We start from the raw sequence: 13,447 nt of genomic DNA on the forward strand, positions 1-13,447 counted from the left end.
ACTGGCCGAGGCTTCACGCATCCAAAAACACGTACTTTATTTCCGGCATCGACTGACGTACTTTGGATCTCGAGCAACGCGTCGAGCGGATGACGGAGGGAGCCATGCACGAGCCGGCCCATCACGGAGAGCCCCGTACGGTGCGGAGCCGCCCCTCGGCGGGCGCGGACGACGGCCGTGGTCCGGTGCCGACCGGCCTCGTGGTCGTCGCCTACGCGTCGAGCGGATGCCGCACCCGGGTGACCGTCCGTGGCGAACTCGATCTCAACGCCGGCCGGCATCTGCACAGCCAGCTCCACACCGCGCTCACCGACTCGGCCTGCGGCCTGGATCTTGACCTGAGCAGGCTCGACTTCTGCGACTGCGCGGGCCTCGGCGTCCTGCTGGCCCTGCGGCAGCACGCCCGGCGACAGGGCAAGACACTCACGGTGAGCGCCGTCGGCCCGGCCGTCGACCGGCTGCTCGACCTCGTCGGCGCCCGGGAGCTGTTCACCGCCCCGCACACCTGCCCGGTGACGGCCTCACGGCCGGTCGCGGACCGGCGCCACCCGGCCGTCGATCACTCCTCGCCGCTCCCGCTCATCACCGTGAGCAGCTGTTCCCGGCCGGCCAGGGCGTCGAGGGAGAGCGTTCGGTAGCCGACCTCGTCGAACAGCACGGTGATGCGGTCCCCGTCCTCGCTCAGCACGGTGCCGCGACCCCACTGGGCGTGCCGCACCGGCGCCCCGGCCGGATACGCGCCCGCGTGCGACGGCTGTGCGTCGTACGCCGCATGGTCGCCGTCCGCCTCCCGCTCGTCGCACACGTCGCAGTTGCCGCACGCCGGCCCGGACTGCTCGCCGAAGTAGCCGAGGAGGAAGTGCCGGCGGCAGCCGGTCGCCTCCGCGTACGCCCGGGCCATGTCCACCCTCGACCGGTCCATCCGCTTGTGCGCCTCCGCGCTGTCCGCGGCCCGTCGCACCGCGCTCGCGGGCTTCATGCCCGAGGCCGGCCGGATGGCGCCCGAGCCGTCCGTGACCACGGCGCCCGCCTCCTCCAGGAGGTTCACGGCCGTGGTCACCCGGGCCCGGGACATGCCCACGTCGTGCCGCAGCCCGTCCAGGTCCGGGGGATCGCCGGCGCTGTCGTGGACCGCCCGCACGACCTCGCCCACGGACTCCGGCCTGACCGTGCGGCTGCTGAAGTACGCCTGCATCCCCGTGTCCTCGGCCCGGTAGTGCAGCACGGCGAGGGCGGGCCGCCCGTCGCGGCCACAGCGCCCGATCTCCTGGTAGTAGGCGTCCAACGAGCCGGGCAGGGAGGCGTGCAGCACGAACCGCACGTTCTCCTTGTCGATCCCCATGCCGAAGGCCGAGGTGGCCACCACGACGTCCGTGTCGCCCGCGAGGAACGCCTCGTGCACGCGCCGGCGTTCGGCGGCGCGCAGGCCCGCGTGGTACGCCTCGGCGGCGAGACCGAGGGAGGCCAGTTCCTCGGCGTACGACTCGCTGTCCTTCCGTGTCGCCGCGTAGACGATGCCCGGCTTCGGCGCGGCGGCGGCGTCCTCGACGACCACCCGCCGCCGCTCGGCGTCGTCCAGGTGGCGGCGCACCTCGAGCCGGATGTTGGGGCGGTCGAAGCCGGTGACGAGCCGGCGGGGCCGGTCCATGTCCAGCCGTTCGACGATGTCCTGCCGCACCGGCGGCGCGGCGGTCGCGGTCAGCGCGAGCACGGGCGGCCGGCCCAGACGCCGTGCCGCCTGGCCGAGGCGCAGGTAGTCGGGGCGGAAGTCGTGGCCCCAGGACGACACGCACTGGGCCTCGTCCACCACGAAGAGGCTGGGGCGGACCTCGGCCAGCCGGTCCACGACCTCGTCGTTGGCCAGTTGCTCGGGAGACAGGTAGACGAAGCGCACCGAGCCGTCCCGGACCGCCTCCCAGGCGGCGTCGGCCTCCGTCGCGCTGAGGTCGGAGTTCACGGCCACCGCGCCCGGACCGCGGTCACCGCCGGGCAGTCCGGCGATCTGGTCCCGCTGCAGCGCGAGCAGGGGTGAGACCACCACCACCGGCCGGGGCAGCAGCAGGCCGGGAACCTGGTAGACGGCCGACTTGCCGGATCCGGTCGGCATGACGACGAGGGCGTCCCGGCCCTCCAGGACCCACCGCATGGCGGTGAGCTGCTCCGGACGCAGCTCGTCCCAGCCGAACACCTCGGCCGCCGTCTCCCGCAGACGCCGGGTCGACCGGCCGCCCGTCCGTCGTCCTTCATCCGTCATGGCTCGCAGCCCATCCATCCGGCGGTGCACAGTGCGCCGCTCGACGCGGCGCTGCTCCGGGTGACCTGGTGCGTTCCCCGCAAACGCGGTCCTGTGACCGGGCGGGGCCGGGACACCGGGCGCCGGCCGCACCGGTGCCGGACGGCGCTGGCAGTCCTACGGCCGGCCGGGACGGCGATCGGCGGACCGGTAGGCGTCCCAGTCGGCGCGGCCGCCGGCGCCCAGCACGGCGAGATCGGCCGCCAGCTCGGAGGGGGAGTGGCGTCGCAGTTCGCGCCGGCTGATCCGGGCCACGACAGCCGGGAAGAGCGGCCGCAGCGGCTGGCACCAGCGCAGCCAGGGCGGTGAGTAGACCGAGCGGGCGCGTCGGACGATCCCGGCGGCGAGCCGCTCGGCGACCTGGTCGGGGGTGTCGACGCGGCGCGCGAAGCGGGGCTGGTTGCGGCGCAGGGCGCTGAGGACGGGGTGATCGTCGATACCGGCGACCATGTCGGTGCCGGTCCAGTGCAGGTACGCGACACCCACGCCGATGCCGTCGGGTTCGACCTCGCCGCGCAGCGCCAGGGCGAACGATTCCGCGCCGGCCTTGGAGGCGCAGTAGGCGCTCATCATGGGAGCGGAGCCGAAGGCGGCCGTGGAGGCGATCTGCAGGAAGTAGCCGTGCGTACGCGCCAGCTGGCCGAGGAAGGCCCTGGCGGTGTTGGCGGCGCCGACGAGATTGACGTCGACGACCCGCTGCCACAGGTCGGCCGGAGTATCGGCGAACGGGCCACCGGCGGCGATGCCGGCGTTGGCCACCACCACACTCGCCGGACCCAGTTCCAGCTCCACCCTGCGGGCGGCGCTTTCGAGCGCCGCGCGGTCGGTGACATCGGCCTCGACGCAGAGCGTCCGGTTCGGCAGCGAGCCGGCCGCCTGGGCGAGGGTCTCCTTCTCGCGTCCGAGCAGCGCCACGCTCATCCCGGCGTCGGACAGGTGACGCGCCAGGGCCTCACCCACTCCCCGCGCGGCCCCGGTCACGACCGCGACCCGCTCGCGCAGAGGTGCGTCGGCACGGGGTCGGTGCCCGGCCGCGACGAAGATCTCACGCACTTCCAGCCCTCGTTCCCGTAGGCGGAGTCGGACGCCCCGTCCGAGCTCACATACCCGGTCACGTCGTCCTGATTCGCCTCGTCTGGTCCATTCGTGGCTTTTCGTGCGCGTTCCTCGACTTCACTCCACCGAACTCACAGCGAGTGCCAGGAGCTACTACCGCAAACCGGGCATGCGCCATTATTCTGGACCGAACCTCTGCCGGGCCTGCGACGTGATTCCTCGCCGCAGCCGCTCCCGACTGCCAGCAGCCGGGCCTAGCAGAGGTGCCCCATGACCGGCTTCCTTCCCCCGCACCCGGACCGCTCCGACTGGCGTGACCAGGCTGCATGCGTAGGCGAGGACCCCGAGGTCTTCTTCCCGCTCGCCGACTTCTCCGCCCCCGGTGCCGAAGCATCCCTGGCACGGGCCATCTGCCGGCGGTGCCCCGTGATCCTCGCCTGCCGCACCTGGGCGATCGAGCAGGGGGAGGACGACGGCATATGGGGTGCGACGACGGCGGTGCAGCGCCGGGCCATCCGACGGGCTTCGCCGCAGGCCGGCAGCCGCGACCGACGCCGGTCCCGCGCCCCCACGGACGACCCGCTGGAGGAGGCGGGCTGACGCAGCGCCGGGCCGACGCCGCCGGGCGTATCGGGCGCGTCAGCCAGGCTCGCGCCGGCCGGGTTTCGCCCGCGCCGGCCGGGTCAAGCCCGCGCCGGTCGGGGTCAGGGCCGCGCCGGCCGGTTTCGCCCGCGCCGGCCGGGTCAAGCCCGCGCCGGTCGGGGTCAGGGCCGCGCCGGCCGGTTTCGCCCGCGCCGGCCGGGGTCAGGGCCGCACCGGCCGGGGTCAGGCCGCGCCGGTCGGGGTCAGGGCCGCACCAGGCGGCGCAGGGCAGCCCGGGCGAACGGGGCATAGGCCAGCAGGACCGGCCACGGGCCGTGCATCGTGAGGCTGGTGATGCTGCCGTGCCCCTGTCCCCGCACGTCATGGCGCAGCCGGAGCCTCGTCGGTCCCAGACGCACCCGCCAGGTCCATGTGCGGTGGGCCTGGTCGACGGACTCGACGAGGAAGGCGACGCGCAGGCCCACCACCGACTCCACCGTCCCGCGCATGCCGGCGGCCAGCCGACGTTCGGGCGTGTGTACCGCCCTGATCTGAGGGGACCACGACGCCCAGCGGTCGACGCACGCGTAGCGTCGCCAGACCGTCTCCGGGCGGGCCCGGCCCGCGGCCCGCAGGGTCAGGCGCCCCATGGCGGATCCGTGCGGCGCGGTGCCGGGGAGGCTGTCCGTGCGGTGCCGGTCGTCATCCGGTGCGGTCCTGCAGGTACTCGGTGAGGGCCTTGCCGGGCCGGAACGAGGCCGCGCCGTCGGCGACGTGGAAGCTGCCGAAGCTGCCCAGGGCGACCGTCTCGTGCGCCTTGAGCGCCTCGGCGATGGTCCCGGCGTGCTCCACCGTGCCGAACAGGGTGTCGAGAACCCGGCCGATGTCGTCCGCGGCGAGCTGCCCGCCGTCCGCGCGCTCGGCATGGCGGCGGGCGGTCATTTCGGTGAGCTTCGTCTTGTCCATGCGCTCAGTCCTCGTCGTGTCCCGGTGATGGTGCTCGGCGCTTCCACCATCGCGGGGCGTCGGCCCGGCCGCATCTCCGTCCGGGCGCTCGGGTGCGCCCGGACCGCTCATGTTCCGCCGGCGCGAGGCCCGCACACCGCGGCGCTCGGCCGTGCCGGCCCGGGCCGTCCTGCCGTGGAGCCGCCGGAGTGCCGCTGCCGAAGCGGCCGTCAGACCGTGCCGGTGGCGAACAGTTCGAGGTGCCCGCACTTGGGGCACCGGTACGCCTCTATCTGTCGCCGGGGCCGGCCCAGCCGCTTGGCGCCCCCGAAGATGCCCCGCTCCAACGCGCCCTCGATCCAGCGCGCGTACCCGCGCGAATGCTCGCCGGCGTCCTCGATGAAGCCCTCCACCAGGCCGACGGTGCCGCAATGGGTGCACGCGTAGTCATTCATGGGCGCGAGTGTAGGCATTGGCGACGGCCGGGCAGGGCGTGTCGCCGGACGGGCGGGGCCGGCAGAAGTCGCCGGCCCCGCCCGTGAGTCGTGAGATCGCCGGTCAGCCCTGCCGGGTGCCGCTCGGGCAGCCGAGGCCGGCGCCGGGGGCGGCACCGGCCGCCCCGGAGGCGATCCCGGACGACGTCAGCGCGTCATGCCTTCCTGCGGCACATCAGCCACAGCACGGCGGCCGCTCCGGCGGCGGCGAGCACCAGGCCCCGGTTGTCCCGCGCCATCCGTGCGCCCTGGGCCGTCCTGGCCCGCACCGGCTCGGGCACCTTCTCCTCCCACAACTGGCCCGCCTGTCCGGCCACCTGTGCGGCCTGCTCGCGGACCGGATCGGGCAGCCGGTCCTGCACGCGCGACACCGCCTGGGCGGCCGCAGCCCTGGCCTGCTCGGCCCTGAGTACCGCCTGCTCCTTCAACTCGCCCGCCTTGACGGCGGCCTGGTCCTTGACCTCCGCGGCCTTCTCCTTGGTACGGGCCTTGACGTCCGTCTTGGCCGCGAGCGCCTCCACCGTGTCTCCGAGTTCCTGGCGTGTCTGCTCGACCTGCTCGCGCAGCTCCTCCGGGGTCTCGGCGGTCGGCTCGTCGTGAGGCGGCTGGGTCATCGGTGTGCACTCTCCTTGATCTCGGCCACGTCGGCCTTCACGTTCTCGATGGTCGCCTCGGGCGCGGGCGGCGCGGCCTCGGCGAACTCCTTCTTCCCCGTCAGCGCCATCACCACCACGATCACCGCGAGGACCGCGGTCACGATGAGGCCGGCGGCCCACACCGGCAGCGCCACCGCCAGCCCGGCGATCGCGGTGGCGACCAGGGCCTCGAGCATCAGGAAGCCGACCAGGCCGGCGCCGCCGAACAGCCCGCCGCCCTTGCCGTACTTCTTGCCCTTCTCCTTCATCTCCGCCTGTGCCAGGCGCAGTTCGCCGCGCACCAGCTCCGTCAACTGCTGCGAGGCGCGCTGCACGAGCTCGCCCACGGGCTCCGATCCCGTCGTCTCGCGGCCCGGATCCTGGCGCGGCTGTGTACTGGACGACAAGGCGATCACCTCCTCCGTACTGGATTCCGTCCTCCGAAAGCGCACCCGAGCGCCCCGGTGAGCGCGCGGGTACCCCGAACGGACCAGTTCAGGGCCCCGATTTCCTCCATGGGACGGATCCGGCACAGGGGTCTCCGGCGTCACTTCATATAGACGCGGGTATACGCGCGAAGGACGAACGGGGTGCAGAAGATGACCGCGATGGAATCATCGCCCGTGGGCGAGGACGGCGTCACGCCGGGGGAGCGGGCCGTCCGGACCGCCATCGCCCTGGACACGGACGGCGCCGACATAGCCCAGGCCCGGCACATGGCCGTCGACTTCCTCACCCGGGTCCGGGCCGAACACGGGCTGCCCGTCTCCGAGCGCGCCGTCGACCTCACCCGGCTGGTGGTCAGCGAACTGGTCACCAACGCCCGCAAGTACGCCCCCGGCCCGGTACTGCTGGACCTGAGCGTCGTCGGCGACTCCGTCGAGGTCGTGGTGTGGGACTCCGACCCCGAACTCCCCACGGCGAGGGCGGCGGACGCCGGCCGGGTGGGCCAGCACGGCCTGGAGATCGTCATGGCCGTCGCCCAGGGCTTCGAGGCGCAGCGGCAGCCGGTCGGCAAACGCATCACCGCGCGCATCGCGCTGTTCGACGACCCCGGCGCCGCCGCACCCGGAGCCCCGCCCCGGTAGTGCGGCCGGCCCTCCGGGGGCCGGCCCGCCTGGCCGGTGCTCACTCAACCTCCCTGTCACAGCCAGCCGTTGCGCCGGAAGACCCGGTACAGCAGTCCCGACCCGAGCAGCATCACGCCCAGCGCGCACGGGTAGCCGTAGCGCCAGTCGAGCTCCGGCATGTGGGCGAAGTTCATGCCGTATATGCCGGCGACCACCGAGGGGACGGCGAAGATGGCCGCCCAGGCGCTGATGCGGCGCATGTCGTCGTTCTGCCAGACGCCCACCTTCGCGAGATGGGCGTCCAGGACGGAGCCGAGCAGATCGTCCAGGGCGCGGACCTCGGCGTCGGTCCGGGCGAGGTGGTCGGTGACGTCGCGGAAGTACGGCACCATCTGCCTCGGCCAGTCGTCCCGCGCCCTGGTGAAGGGTTCCATGACCGGCACCAGCGGCTGCACGGCGTCGCGGAACTCCACCACCTCGCGCTTGAGCGAGTAGATCCGCTCGGTCAGGTCCTCGCGGGCGGGCGAGAACACGCACCGCTCCAGTTCCGTCAGGTCCGTGCGCACCTGGACCGCTGCCTGGGCGTAGGCGTCGACGATCACATCGGTCACCGCGTGCAGGACGGCGGCGGGACCGAGCCGGGCCATCTCGGGCTGTTCCGCGAGCCGGCGCGCTGCCTCCACGGTCGGATCGTCCGCACCGTGCCGCACGGTCAGCGCGAAGGACGGCCCGAGGAAGATCATCACCTCGCCGGTCTCCACGTCCGCGGTCCGCTCGACGAACCACAACGTCTTCACGGCGACCGCCAGCACGTCGCCGTACCGCTCCTGCTTCGGCCGCTGTCGGGCCTGCACCGCGTCCTCGATGGCCAGTGGGTGCAGCGGCACGTACTTGCCCAGTCTGCGCAGCTCCTCCTCGCCGGGTTCGTCCATACGGATCCAGGCGAACTCGTCCGGCCTCAGCTCGGCCAGACGCTCCAGAGCGGCCTCGCCCCCGCCGGCCGCCCGCCCGCAGTCGATGTTCTCGCCCTCACCCGTCTTCTCCTGGTAGATCACGCACTCCATGCCCCATCGAGTGCTTCCGCCGCCGCATTCCATGCGCCCGGAGCGGAATCTGACTCAAGATCCTGTTGTCGTGCGGGAACGGGTTCGAACAGGCTCGCGGCCATGAGACCTCTTCGACACATCGCCCGGGGCGCAGGCCTGGCCACGGCCACGGTCGCCGCGCTGGCCACGCCCGCGTCCGCGGCCACGACCGACCTCGGCACCCTCCCCGGCGGGACGCAGAGCAGCGCCACCGGGGTCAACAGCGCGGGCCTGACGGTGGGCTGGGCCCGTCTTTCCGCCACCACCTACGCCACCCGGTGGAACGCGCAGGGCGCGATCACCCGGCTGACCGGCCCGCGGGGGAGCACCGGAAGCCAGGCGTTCGCCGTCAACGACGCCGGTGTCGTCGTCGGCGACGCGACCGGCGGCAACGGCAAGGTGCCGGTGCGCTGGAACACCGACGGCACGGTCACGGAGCTCGGGGCGCCACCGGGCGGCAAGGGCGGCGTGGCCCGGGCCGTCAGTGGCAACGGGGTGATCGTCGGCGAGACCTACGACGCGACGAGCGGTCTCACCCGGGCCGCGCGCTGGAACCCCGACGGAAGCAGCGCCGTCCTGCCCGCGCTGCCGGGCGACAGACAGGCATGGGCCCTCGGCGTCAACGGCTCGGGCGTGGCCGTGGGCGTCTCCTTCAGCCCCGACCTCCGCCTGCGAGCGGTGCGGTGGGATCCCGACGGCACGGTGCGCGAGTTACCCCCACTGCCCGGCGACACGGCCGGCCGGGCAGGCGGCATCAACGACGACGGGGAGATCGTCGGCATGTCCGGGCTCAGCACCCCGATGGGACCGACCCGGCGGACCCCGGTGCGGTGGAAGGCAGACGGAACGGTCACCGCCCTGCCGGTGCTCAGCGGCGACGACGGCGGCGAGGCACACGCCGTCGACGACCTCGGAGCCGTCGTCGGCGAGTCCACGAGCGGCGGTCTCCACCCACGTGCCGTGCGATGGAGTTCCGGCGGCACCGCGACTTCTCTCGGCGCGCCGGCCAACAGCAAGAACGCGTGCGTACCGGCCGCGGTCGATGCGGGCGGCGGCACGGTCGGCCAGTGCGGCGTCAACGACCCCGAGGACGCGAGCCTGTTCCACGCCGTCCGCTGGAACTGACGGCGCACGCGGCGCACCGCTCGGCGTCTCCCCGAGCGGTGCGCCACGAAGGTCCCCCGCCTCCCTGAGCTGCTGACCCAGCTTCTCCGGTGGCGCGCCCTCACCGTACGCGTCTTGGGCGGCGCCATCCGCCGTGAGACCGAGGCAGGAGCGCGCCGGCCCGACCGCTCGGGACAGCGGCGCTCTAGCTCCTCCACACCGTGGCCCCGCCGGCGAGCCTTCTGGATGACGGATACACCGCCGTCCTCATGCTGTGCGCCCTGGCTCAACGCCTGTGCCTGAGCCGCTCCAGCGTGCAACCTTCGATGTCCTCGACGTCCTCGTGTGAGGCGAGCGGCCCACGCTGATCCCCGCTGTGGCGTGAGCCCCGCCTACGAGCCGCGCCCGCGGGCGTAGCTCCCGCTCGACCACCGGCACGCAGCAGGTGGCGTAGGTCGTCCCCCTGGCTTCGAGGGCCGGGCCGGTGCGAGGCTGCGCGGGACCCCTCGTTGGTGTGATCAGCTCGCAGATGCTGCCGTCGAGTCAGCACTTCCAGCCGTGGTCGCGTCACTCTGCTGGGCTTGCCGGCGGGCCTCTGCGAGGCGATAGCGCAGTTGGATCTCGATCACGCGCTCGCCCACCAGCATCCACGGTGCGTTCATCAGCCGGTACATGGGGAACGAGGCGACAGCGACAGCGCCCGCTCCAACGACGAACAGGCAGGCACTTGCATGTCCTGGGTCCGCTGGGCGCTTCGGGTCCGCAAGCCACGCCAGACAGATGATCGTGACCGCCGCCTGAGCCACCATGATCGCCGCCCAGAGGAAGCCGGCCGCCCATCGGACCGCCACTTTCATCATTCCGAGTCCGATGCCTACGGCGTGGGTCTCCACCACCCTTCGTATCGTCGCTCGACGGTCGTCGACGGAGAGATCCAGCAACGGCAGCAGTTCCGGCTCAAGTTCCCGCACCAAGTGCGCGACCCACCCCTGAATGGCTCTCTGGTAGGCGGTGACCTCCAGGGCTGCGGCGATCAGGATCACGGGAGCTACGGCGGCGGTTGTCGTGGCGAACGGCTCAGTCATCTGCACGCCGCTGATCCTGCTCGTCACCACCGGATGGACCAGCGGTCTTTACGAAAGGCTGACCGTCCGGGCTGTGGGTCGATCACGGCCCCACGGACGACCGATATGGGGCGCCCCGCTGCATCGGTGCCTGTTCGGCGTCTTGGCCGGCTACAGCTCGAACTCCAGGTTGAGGAGATCTGTGAGTTCGACTTCGAGGCCGTGGGCGCGGCGGCCGTTGTCGCGGAAGTAGACCTCGCCGAGGGCTTCGGCGGCGATCTGGCGGAGCTGGTCCTCGGTGGATCCGGCTTCCCGGGCTTGAAAGAGGCGTGCGGCGTGATCGGGTGGCAGCGCGAGGGTGAGGTGCCGTACGCGCGCGTCGTCGGTGCTGCCGGGAGCGGCGGTGTAACCGAATCGGGCGCGCACGTCGATCATGATGCCGGCGGTGGTGGCCGCGGTCTTCTTCGCCTTGGCCCGAATCTGCGGCTGCCAGCGTGAGCGGACCTCACGCTCGAGGCGGTCGGCGAGTTCAGGGCGGGGCCTTTTGAGCTGGTTCTTCATGTAGCGTTCGACGGTCCGCTGGCTGATGCCGAGCAGCTCGGCCACGCGCCGAGTGCTGCGCTGATGCTGCTTGACCAGGTAGCGCATCTGCGCTCCTGCGGTCTTCGGGATGGGGCGCGTGAACGCGCCCTGGACCGCCTTGTCGAGTCCTTCGCCGATCGTGGCCATCGCCGTACTGCCCTATTCTCCGGTGTCCTTGGCGGTGATCTCGCCGGTCTTGATGTAGCGAGCGAGGTTGGCGACGTGGCCGTCGCCGGCCAGCTCCTCGAGCACGTTGGCTCCCCACAGCACGCTCTGGGTGCCCTCGTGCTTGACCATGCCGGGGGAGACGCCGAGCCGGAAGGAACCGGGCACAGTCTTGCCGGCGGCGTCGTAGGGCAGGACATCCAGCGGGCTGGGGCCGTCGGCGGCGTACACGGCGCAGTCCGAGAGGACCGCGACCGGATACCGTCCGGTGGCCGCGGCCAGATTCAGCATCTTGCGGTGCATGTTGATCCGGGCCCGGGAGATGACGGTGGCGCGGATGTCGGGACGCCACGTCGGCCGTGCGAGGGCGGGCCACGCCTGTCCGGGCTTCCATCCGCCGCCGCGTGCCTTCTCCTGCAGCTTGCCGATGCCGCCCTTGACGGTCATCTTGACGGCGCTGAGAACGAGCGCCAACTCCGGATCACGGGTCTTGTAGCCGTCCATCGCCTCCAAGAAGTCGGCGGGAGACAGCTTCTCCGAGACACCCAAATCCGCCATGGTCGCGACGTAGGCGTCCCGTAGCCGCGTGTACCAGCCGTCCAGGAACCGGCCGCTCTCGCGGCGCACCCATGCCTCGAGCGGAGCGACGTCGTAGCCCAGCTCGAGGGCATAGGCCACGGTGGGGGTGGCGTACCAGGCGGGGCCCTCGGGCGACTGGCCGGTCGGTGTGAACGGGCTGGGCAGCAGATCACCGTCGAGGTCGCGCCACTGCTTGCCGACCTTCACCCGGCCCAGGTCGACGTGGGAGAGGTCGACCAGCCACGAGCCGGGCAGCGCCGCATCGAAGGTCGGGTTGGTGACGTGCACGGGCGGCGACGCGAGGCCGACGACGGCGCCGTTGGCGGCCGCGCCGAAGGCGAGATTGACGTCGATGCCGACCAGGTGGCTTTTCATGCACTCCTCGTCGGTCAGGTCCCTGGCCCAGTCATAGGCCTCCTCGAACAGGCGCTCGCCGGGGCCCCGCACATGGAACCGCGGAAGGCCCGCGAGGACGGGGTGCCCGTCGGTTGCCTCGCACGGTGCCGGGTCCAGAGGCTCCGTACCCAGCGAGCCGGGCCGGTGCTCGCGGTGCCGCTTGCCGTCGGCGTCCGGTTGGCTGGCGCGGGTCGGCGGGTTGAGCGCGGTCATCAGCTGCAAGCCCGTCACCGCGGTGGACCCGACCGGCGTCATGACCCTGGCCGCGTAGACGCCCAGCACCCGGGCGAGCTCCGCGGGCTCCAACTGCGCGGCATGCCCCCAGGCGCGGTCGTCCAGGGCGTGCCAGGAGGGGATGCACAGCTGCACGCACCGTCGACGACCCCCTTGAACGGGCCGGTAGATCCGCGCCCACGGCCCCAGCCCCCGCTTGGTCAGCTGCCAATCCGCCCGTTGAAGCTGCTTGACGACCTTGTGCCCCTCCGGGAGTCGCCCGGCGAGCCGCTCCTCGTGCGACAGCGACGCAGGCAGACCGTAGCGTTCACACGCCGCCGCGGTGAGCACCAGCAGCGGATCGGCGTCCTTGCCCGAGCCGTGCAGCCGCTCCGCCCCGAGTTGCGCCTCGGTCAGCGTCCACTCAAGCAGGGCGGACAGGGACTTGGCGGGCACGTCCACGGTAAGGCCGCCGACACCGTAGCCGGTCACATTGCGCTCGGCGTCGGCGTCCAGAACCAGCAGCGGACCGTGCGCATACGCGCTGCCGGCCGCCGGCGAGTTCACCGGGGCCGCCTTCTTCGCGCCCGGGCGGCGCGACGTCGTCGACGGCCGGGCGGCAGGCGCCGGACGGGAGGTGGCTGCCCGGGCTGCATCGGACGCGGTCGGGGCCGCGGCCAAGGGCTCTGGGCCTGTCAGCGCGGTCGGAGCCTTCGACACTGCGCGGGGTGCGGTTGGCGCGGCAGCGGTGTCTTCCTGAGGTGCACCAGCGGGATAGAGCTGTGTGAGTTGCTCGAGCAGGCGCGCGTACGCCTCCCGCTGCGGGGGCCGAGGCTCCGTCTTGCCCGCCTCCCAGTCGCCGACGGTCGCGCGTCGCACGCCCAGGGCGGCGGCCACTTCATCAAGGGTGAGCGCGTGAGCCTGACGCAGCCGCCTACGCTCTGCCGGCGGCGGCAGCGGCGACCGAGACGCCACCAGTGCGTCCACCGCGTCGAACAACTCGGACATGAAGCACCTCCGGGCCCCACCTTAGACCTGGAACAGTCATCATGCGTCCATTCAGCGTACGAACACCGTGCATACGTGGTCGGCGGGCCGGACCGCAGCAGGGGACGGTCCGCGACGGTAGGAGCATGATGGCAACCGCCGCCCACACAGCCCCGCCGGCAGCTGCGACGTTGACG

The 13,447-nt window shown here is 72.6% G+C and carries 15 protein-coding genes; 4 read left to right on the forward strand and 11 right to left on the reverse strand.

Features of this window, described 5'->3' with window-relative positions:
• Positions 1-104 precede the first annotated feature (104 nt).
• Complete coding sequence (locus ACFYU0_RS06690; protein WP_389298298.1) at positions 105-638, forward strand: STAS domain-containing protein; 534 nt, start codon at positions 105-107, stop codon at positions 636-638.
• On the opposite strand, the gene ACFYU0_RS06695 is transcribed toward ACFYU0_RS06690, so the two are convergent.
• Both ACFYU0_RS06695 and ACFYU0_RS06700 read right to left on the reverse strand, forming a co-directional pair.
• Positions 560-2,254, reverse strand: coding sequence for a RecQ family ATP-dependent DNA helicase (locus tag ACFYU0_RS06695; protein WP_351669358.1), 1,695 nt, complete (start codon positions 2,252-2,254; stop codon positions 560-562). The two genes, ACFYU0_RS06690 and ACFYU0_RS06695, sit on opposite strands and share 79 nt — an antisense overlap.
• 156 nt (positions 2,255-2,410) lie before the next feature.
• Positions 2,411-3,337, reverse strand: coding sequence for an SDR family oxidoreductase (locus ACFYU0_RS06700; RefSeq protein ID WP_389298910.1), 927 nt, complete (start codon positions 3,335-3,337; stop codon positions 2,411-2,413).
• 282 nt (positions 3,338-3,619) lie between these two features.
• Here ACFYU0_RS06700 and ACFYU0_RS06705 point away from each other — a divergent pair, with 282 nt between their 5' ends.
• On the forward strand, positions 3,620-3,949 hold the full coding sequence (locus ACFYU0_RS06705; RefSeq protein WP_389298300.1) for a WhiB family transcriptional regulator: 330 nt from the start codon (positions 3,620-3,622) through the stop codon (positions 3,947-3,949).
• Between the two features lie 245 nt (positions 3,950-4,194).
• On the opposite strand, the gene ACFYU0_RS06710 is transcribed toward ACFYU0_RS06705, so the two are convergent.
• The 5 genes from ACFYU0_RS06710 to ACFYU0_RS06730 all read right to left on the reverse strand — a co-directional run bounded on the left by ACFYU0_RS06710 (position 4,195) and on the right by ACFYU0_RS06730 (position 6,412).
• Complete coding sequence (locus ACFYU0_RS06710) at positions 4,195-4,581, reverse strand: SRPBCC family protein (RefSeq protein WP_389298302.1); 387 nt, start codon at positions 4,579-4,581, stop codon at positions 4,195-4,197.
• A 52-nt stretch (positions 4,582-4,633) separates the two neighbouring features.
• Entirely contained in the window at positions 4,634-4,897 is a 264-nt protein-coding gene (locus ACFYU0_RS06715; RefSeq protein WP_389298304.1) for an HU family DNA-binding protein, read from the reverse strand.
• A 209-nt stretch (positions 4,898-5,106) separates the two neighbouring features.
• Positions 5,107-5,331: a hypothetical protein gene (locus ACFYU0_RS06720; protein ID WP_351669363.1), complete on the reverse strand. Its 225-nt coding sequence runs from the start codon at positions 5,329-5,331 to the stop codon at positions 5,107-5,109.
• Between the two features lie 194 nt (positions 5,332-5,525).
• Positions 5,526-5,984, reverse strand: a complete 459-nt coding sequence (locus ACFYU0_RS06725; RefSeq protein WP_389298306.1) for a DUF3618 domain-containing protein — start codon at positions 5,982-5,984, stop codon at positions 5,526-5,528.
• Positions 5,981-6,412 (reverse strand): phage holin family protein, encoded by a 432-nt coding sequence (locus ACFYU0_RS06730; RefSeq protein WP_389298308.1) that lies wholly within the window; start codon positions 6,410-6,412, stop codon positions 5,981-5,983. Before ACFYU0_RS06730 ends, ACFYU0_RS06725 begins: the two co-directional genes overlap by 4 nt.
• Positions 6,413-6,604: 192 nt before the next feature.
• Between ACFYU0_RS06730 and ACFYU0_RS06735 the strand changes: the two genes are divergently transcribed.
• Entirely contained in the window at positions 6,605-7,093 is a 489-nt protein-coding gene (locus ACFYU0_RS06735; RefSeq protein ID WP_389298913.1) for an ATP-binding protein, read from the forward strand.
• A gap of 56 nt (positions 7,094-7,149) precedes the next feature.
• Here ACFYU0_RS06735 and ACFYU0_RS06740 read toward each other — a convergent pair whose 3' ends face one another.
• Positions 7,150-8,139 carry a magnesium and cobalt transport protein CorA gene (locus ACFYU0_RS06740; RefSeq protein ID WP_351669367.1) on the reverse strand — a complete coding sequence of 330 codons (990 nt, stop codon included), beginning with the start codon at positions 8,137-8,139 and terminating at the stop codon, positions 7,150-7,152.
• Between the two features lie 102 nt (positions 8,140-8,241).
• Between ACFYU0_RS06740 and ACFYU0_RS06745 the strand changes: the two genes are divergently transcribed.
• Positions 8,242-9,285 carry a hypothetical protein gene (locus tag ACFYU0_RS06745; protein ID WP_389298309.1) on the forward strand — a complete coding sequence of 348 codons (1,044 nt, stop codon included), beginning with the start codon at positions 8,242-8,244 and terminating at the stop codon, positions 9,283-9,285.
• Positions 9,286-9,782: 497 nt separating this feature from the next.
• Here the strand turns inward: ACFYU0_RS06745 and ACFYU0_RS06750 are convergent, their stop codons facing one another.
• The 3 genes from ACFYU0_RS06750 to tap form a co-directional block, all read right to left on the reverse strand.
• Positions 9,783-10,355 carry a hypothetical protein gene (locus ACFYU0_RS06750; protein WP_351669370.1) on the reverse strand — a complete coding sequence of 191 codons (573 nt, stop codon included), beginning with the start codon at positions 10,353-10,355 and terminating at the stop codon, positions 9,783-9,785.
• 144 nt (positions 10,356-10,499) lie between these two features.
• Entirely contained in the window at positions 10,500-11,057 is a 558-nt protein-coding gene (gene tpg / locus ACFYU0_RS06755) for a telomere-protecting terminal protein Tpg (protein WP_389298311.1), read from the reverse strand.
• A 12-nt stretch (positions 11,058-11,069) separates the two neighbouring features.
• Positions 11,070-13,271, reverse strand: a complete 2,202-nt coding sequence (gene tap, locus ACFYU0_RS06760; RefSeq protein WP_389298313.1) for a telomere-associated protein Tap — start codon at positions 13,269-13,271, stop codon at positions 11,070-11,072.
• Positions 13,272-13,447: the final 176 nt, after the last annotated feature.

The sequence above is a fragment of the Streptomyces sp. NPDC003720 genome, assembly GCF_042875075.1.
GTDB lineage: Bacteria > Actinomycetota > Actinomycetes > Streptomycetales > Streptomycetaceae > Streptomyces.

Bases quoted from the DNA above. Each gene is read 5' to 3' on its own strand.
- ACFYU0_RS06690 (WP_389298298.1), top strand. From the start codon at position 105: ATGCACGAGCCGGCCCATCACGGAGAGCCCCGTACGGTGCGGAGCCGC.
- ACFYU0_RS06695 (WP_351669358.1), bottom strand. From the start codon at position 2,254: ATGACGGATGAAGGACGACGGACGGGCGGCCGGTCGACCCGGCGTCTG.
- ACFYU0_RS06705 (WP_389298300.1), top strand. From the start codon at position 3,620: ATGACCGGCTTCCTTCCCCCGCACCCGGACCGCTCCGACTGGCGTGAC.
- ACFYU0_RS06710 (WP_389298302.1), bottom strand. From the start codon at position 4,581: ATGGGGCGCCTGACCCTGCGGGCCGCGGGCCGGGCCCGCCCGGAGACG.
- ACFYU0_RS06715 (WP_389298304.1), bottom strand. From the start codon at position 4,897: ATGGACAAGACGAAGCTCACCGAAATGACCGCCCGCCGCCATGCCGAG.
- ACFYU0_RS06720 (WP_351669363.1), bottom strand. From the start codon at position 5,331: ATGAATGACTACGCGTGCACCCATTGCGGCACCGTCGGCCTGGTGGAG.
- ACFYU0_RS06725 (WP_389298306.1), bottom strand. From the start codon at position 5,984: ATGACCCAGCCGCCTCACGACGAGCCGACCGCCGAGACCCCGGAGGAG.
- ACFYU0_RS06735 (WP_389298913.1), top strand. From the start codon at position 6,605: ATGACCGCGATGGAATCATCGCCCGTGGGCGAGGACGGCGTCACGCCG.
- ACFYU0_RS06740 (WP_351669367.1), bottom strand. From the start codon at position 8,139: ATGGAGTGCGTGATCTACCAGGAGAAGACGGGTGAGGGCGAGAACATC.
- ACFYU0_RS06745 (WP_389298309.1), top strand. From the start codon at position 8,242: ATGAGACCTCTTCGACACATCGCCCGGGGCGCAGGCCTGGCCACGGCC.
- tpg (WP_389298311.1), bottom strand. From the start codon at position 11,057: ATGGCCACGATCGGCGAAGGACTCGACAAGGCGGTCCAGGGCGCGTTC.
- tap (WP_389298313.1), bottom strand. From the start codon at position 13,271: ATGTCCGAGTTGTTCGACGCGGTGGACGCACTGGTGGCGTCTCGGTCG.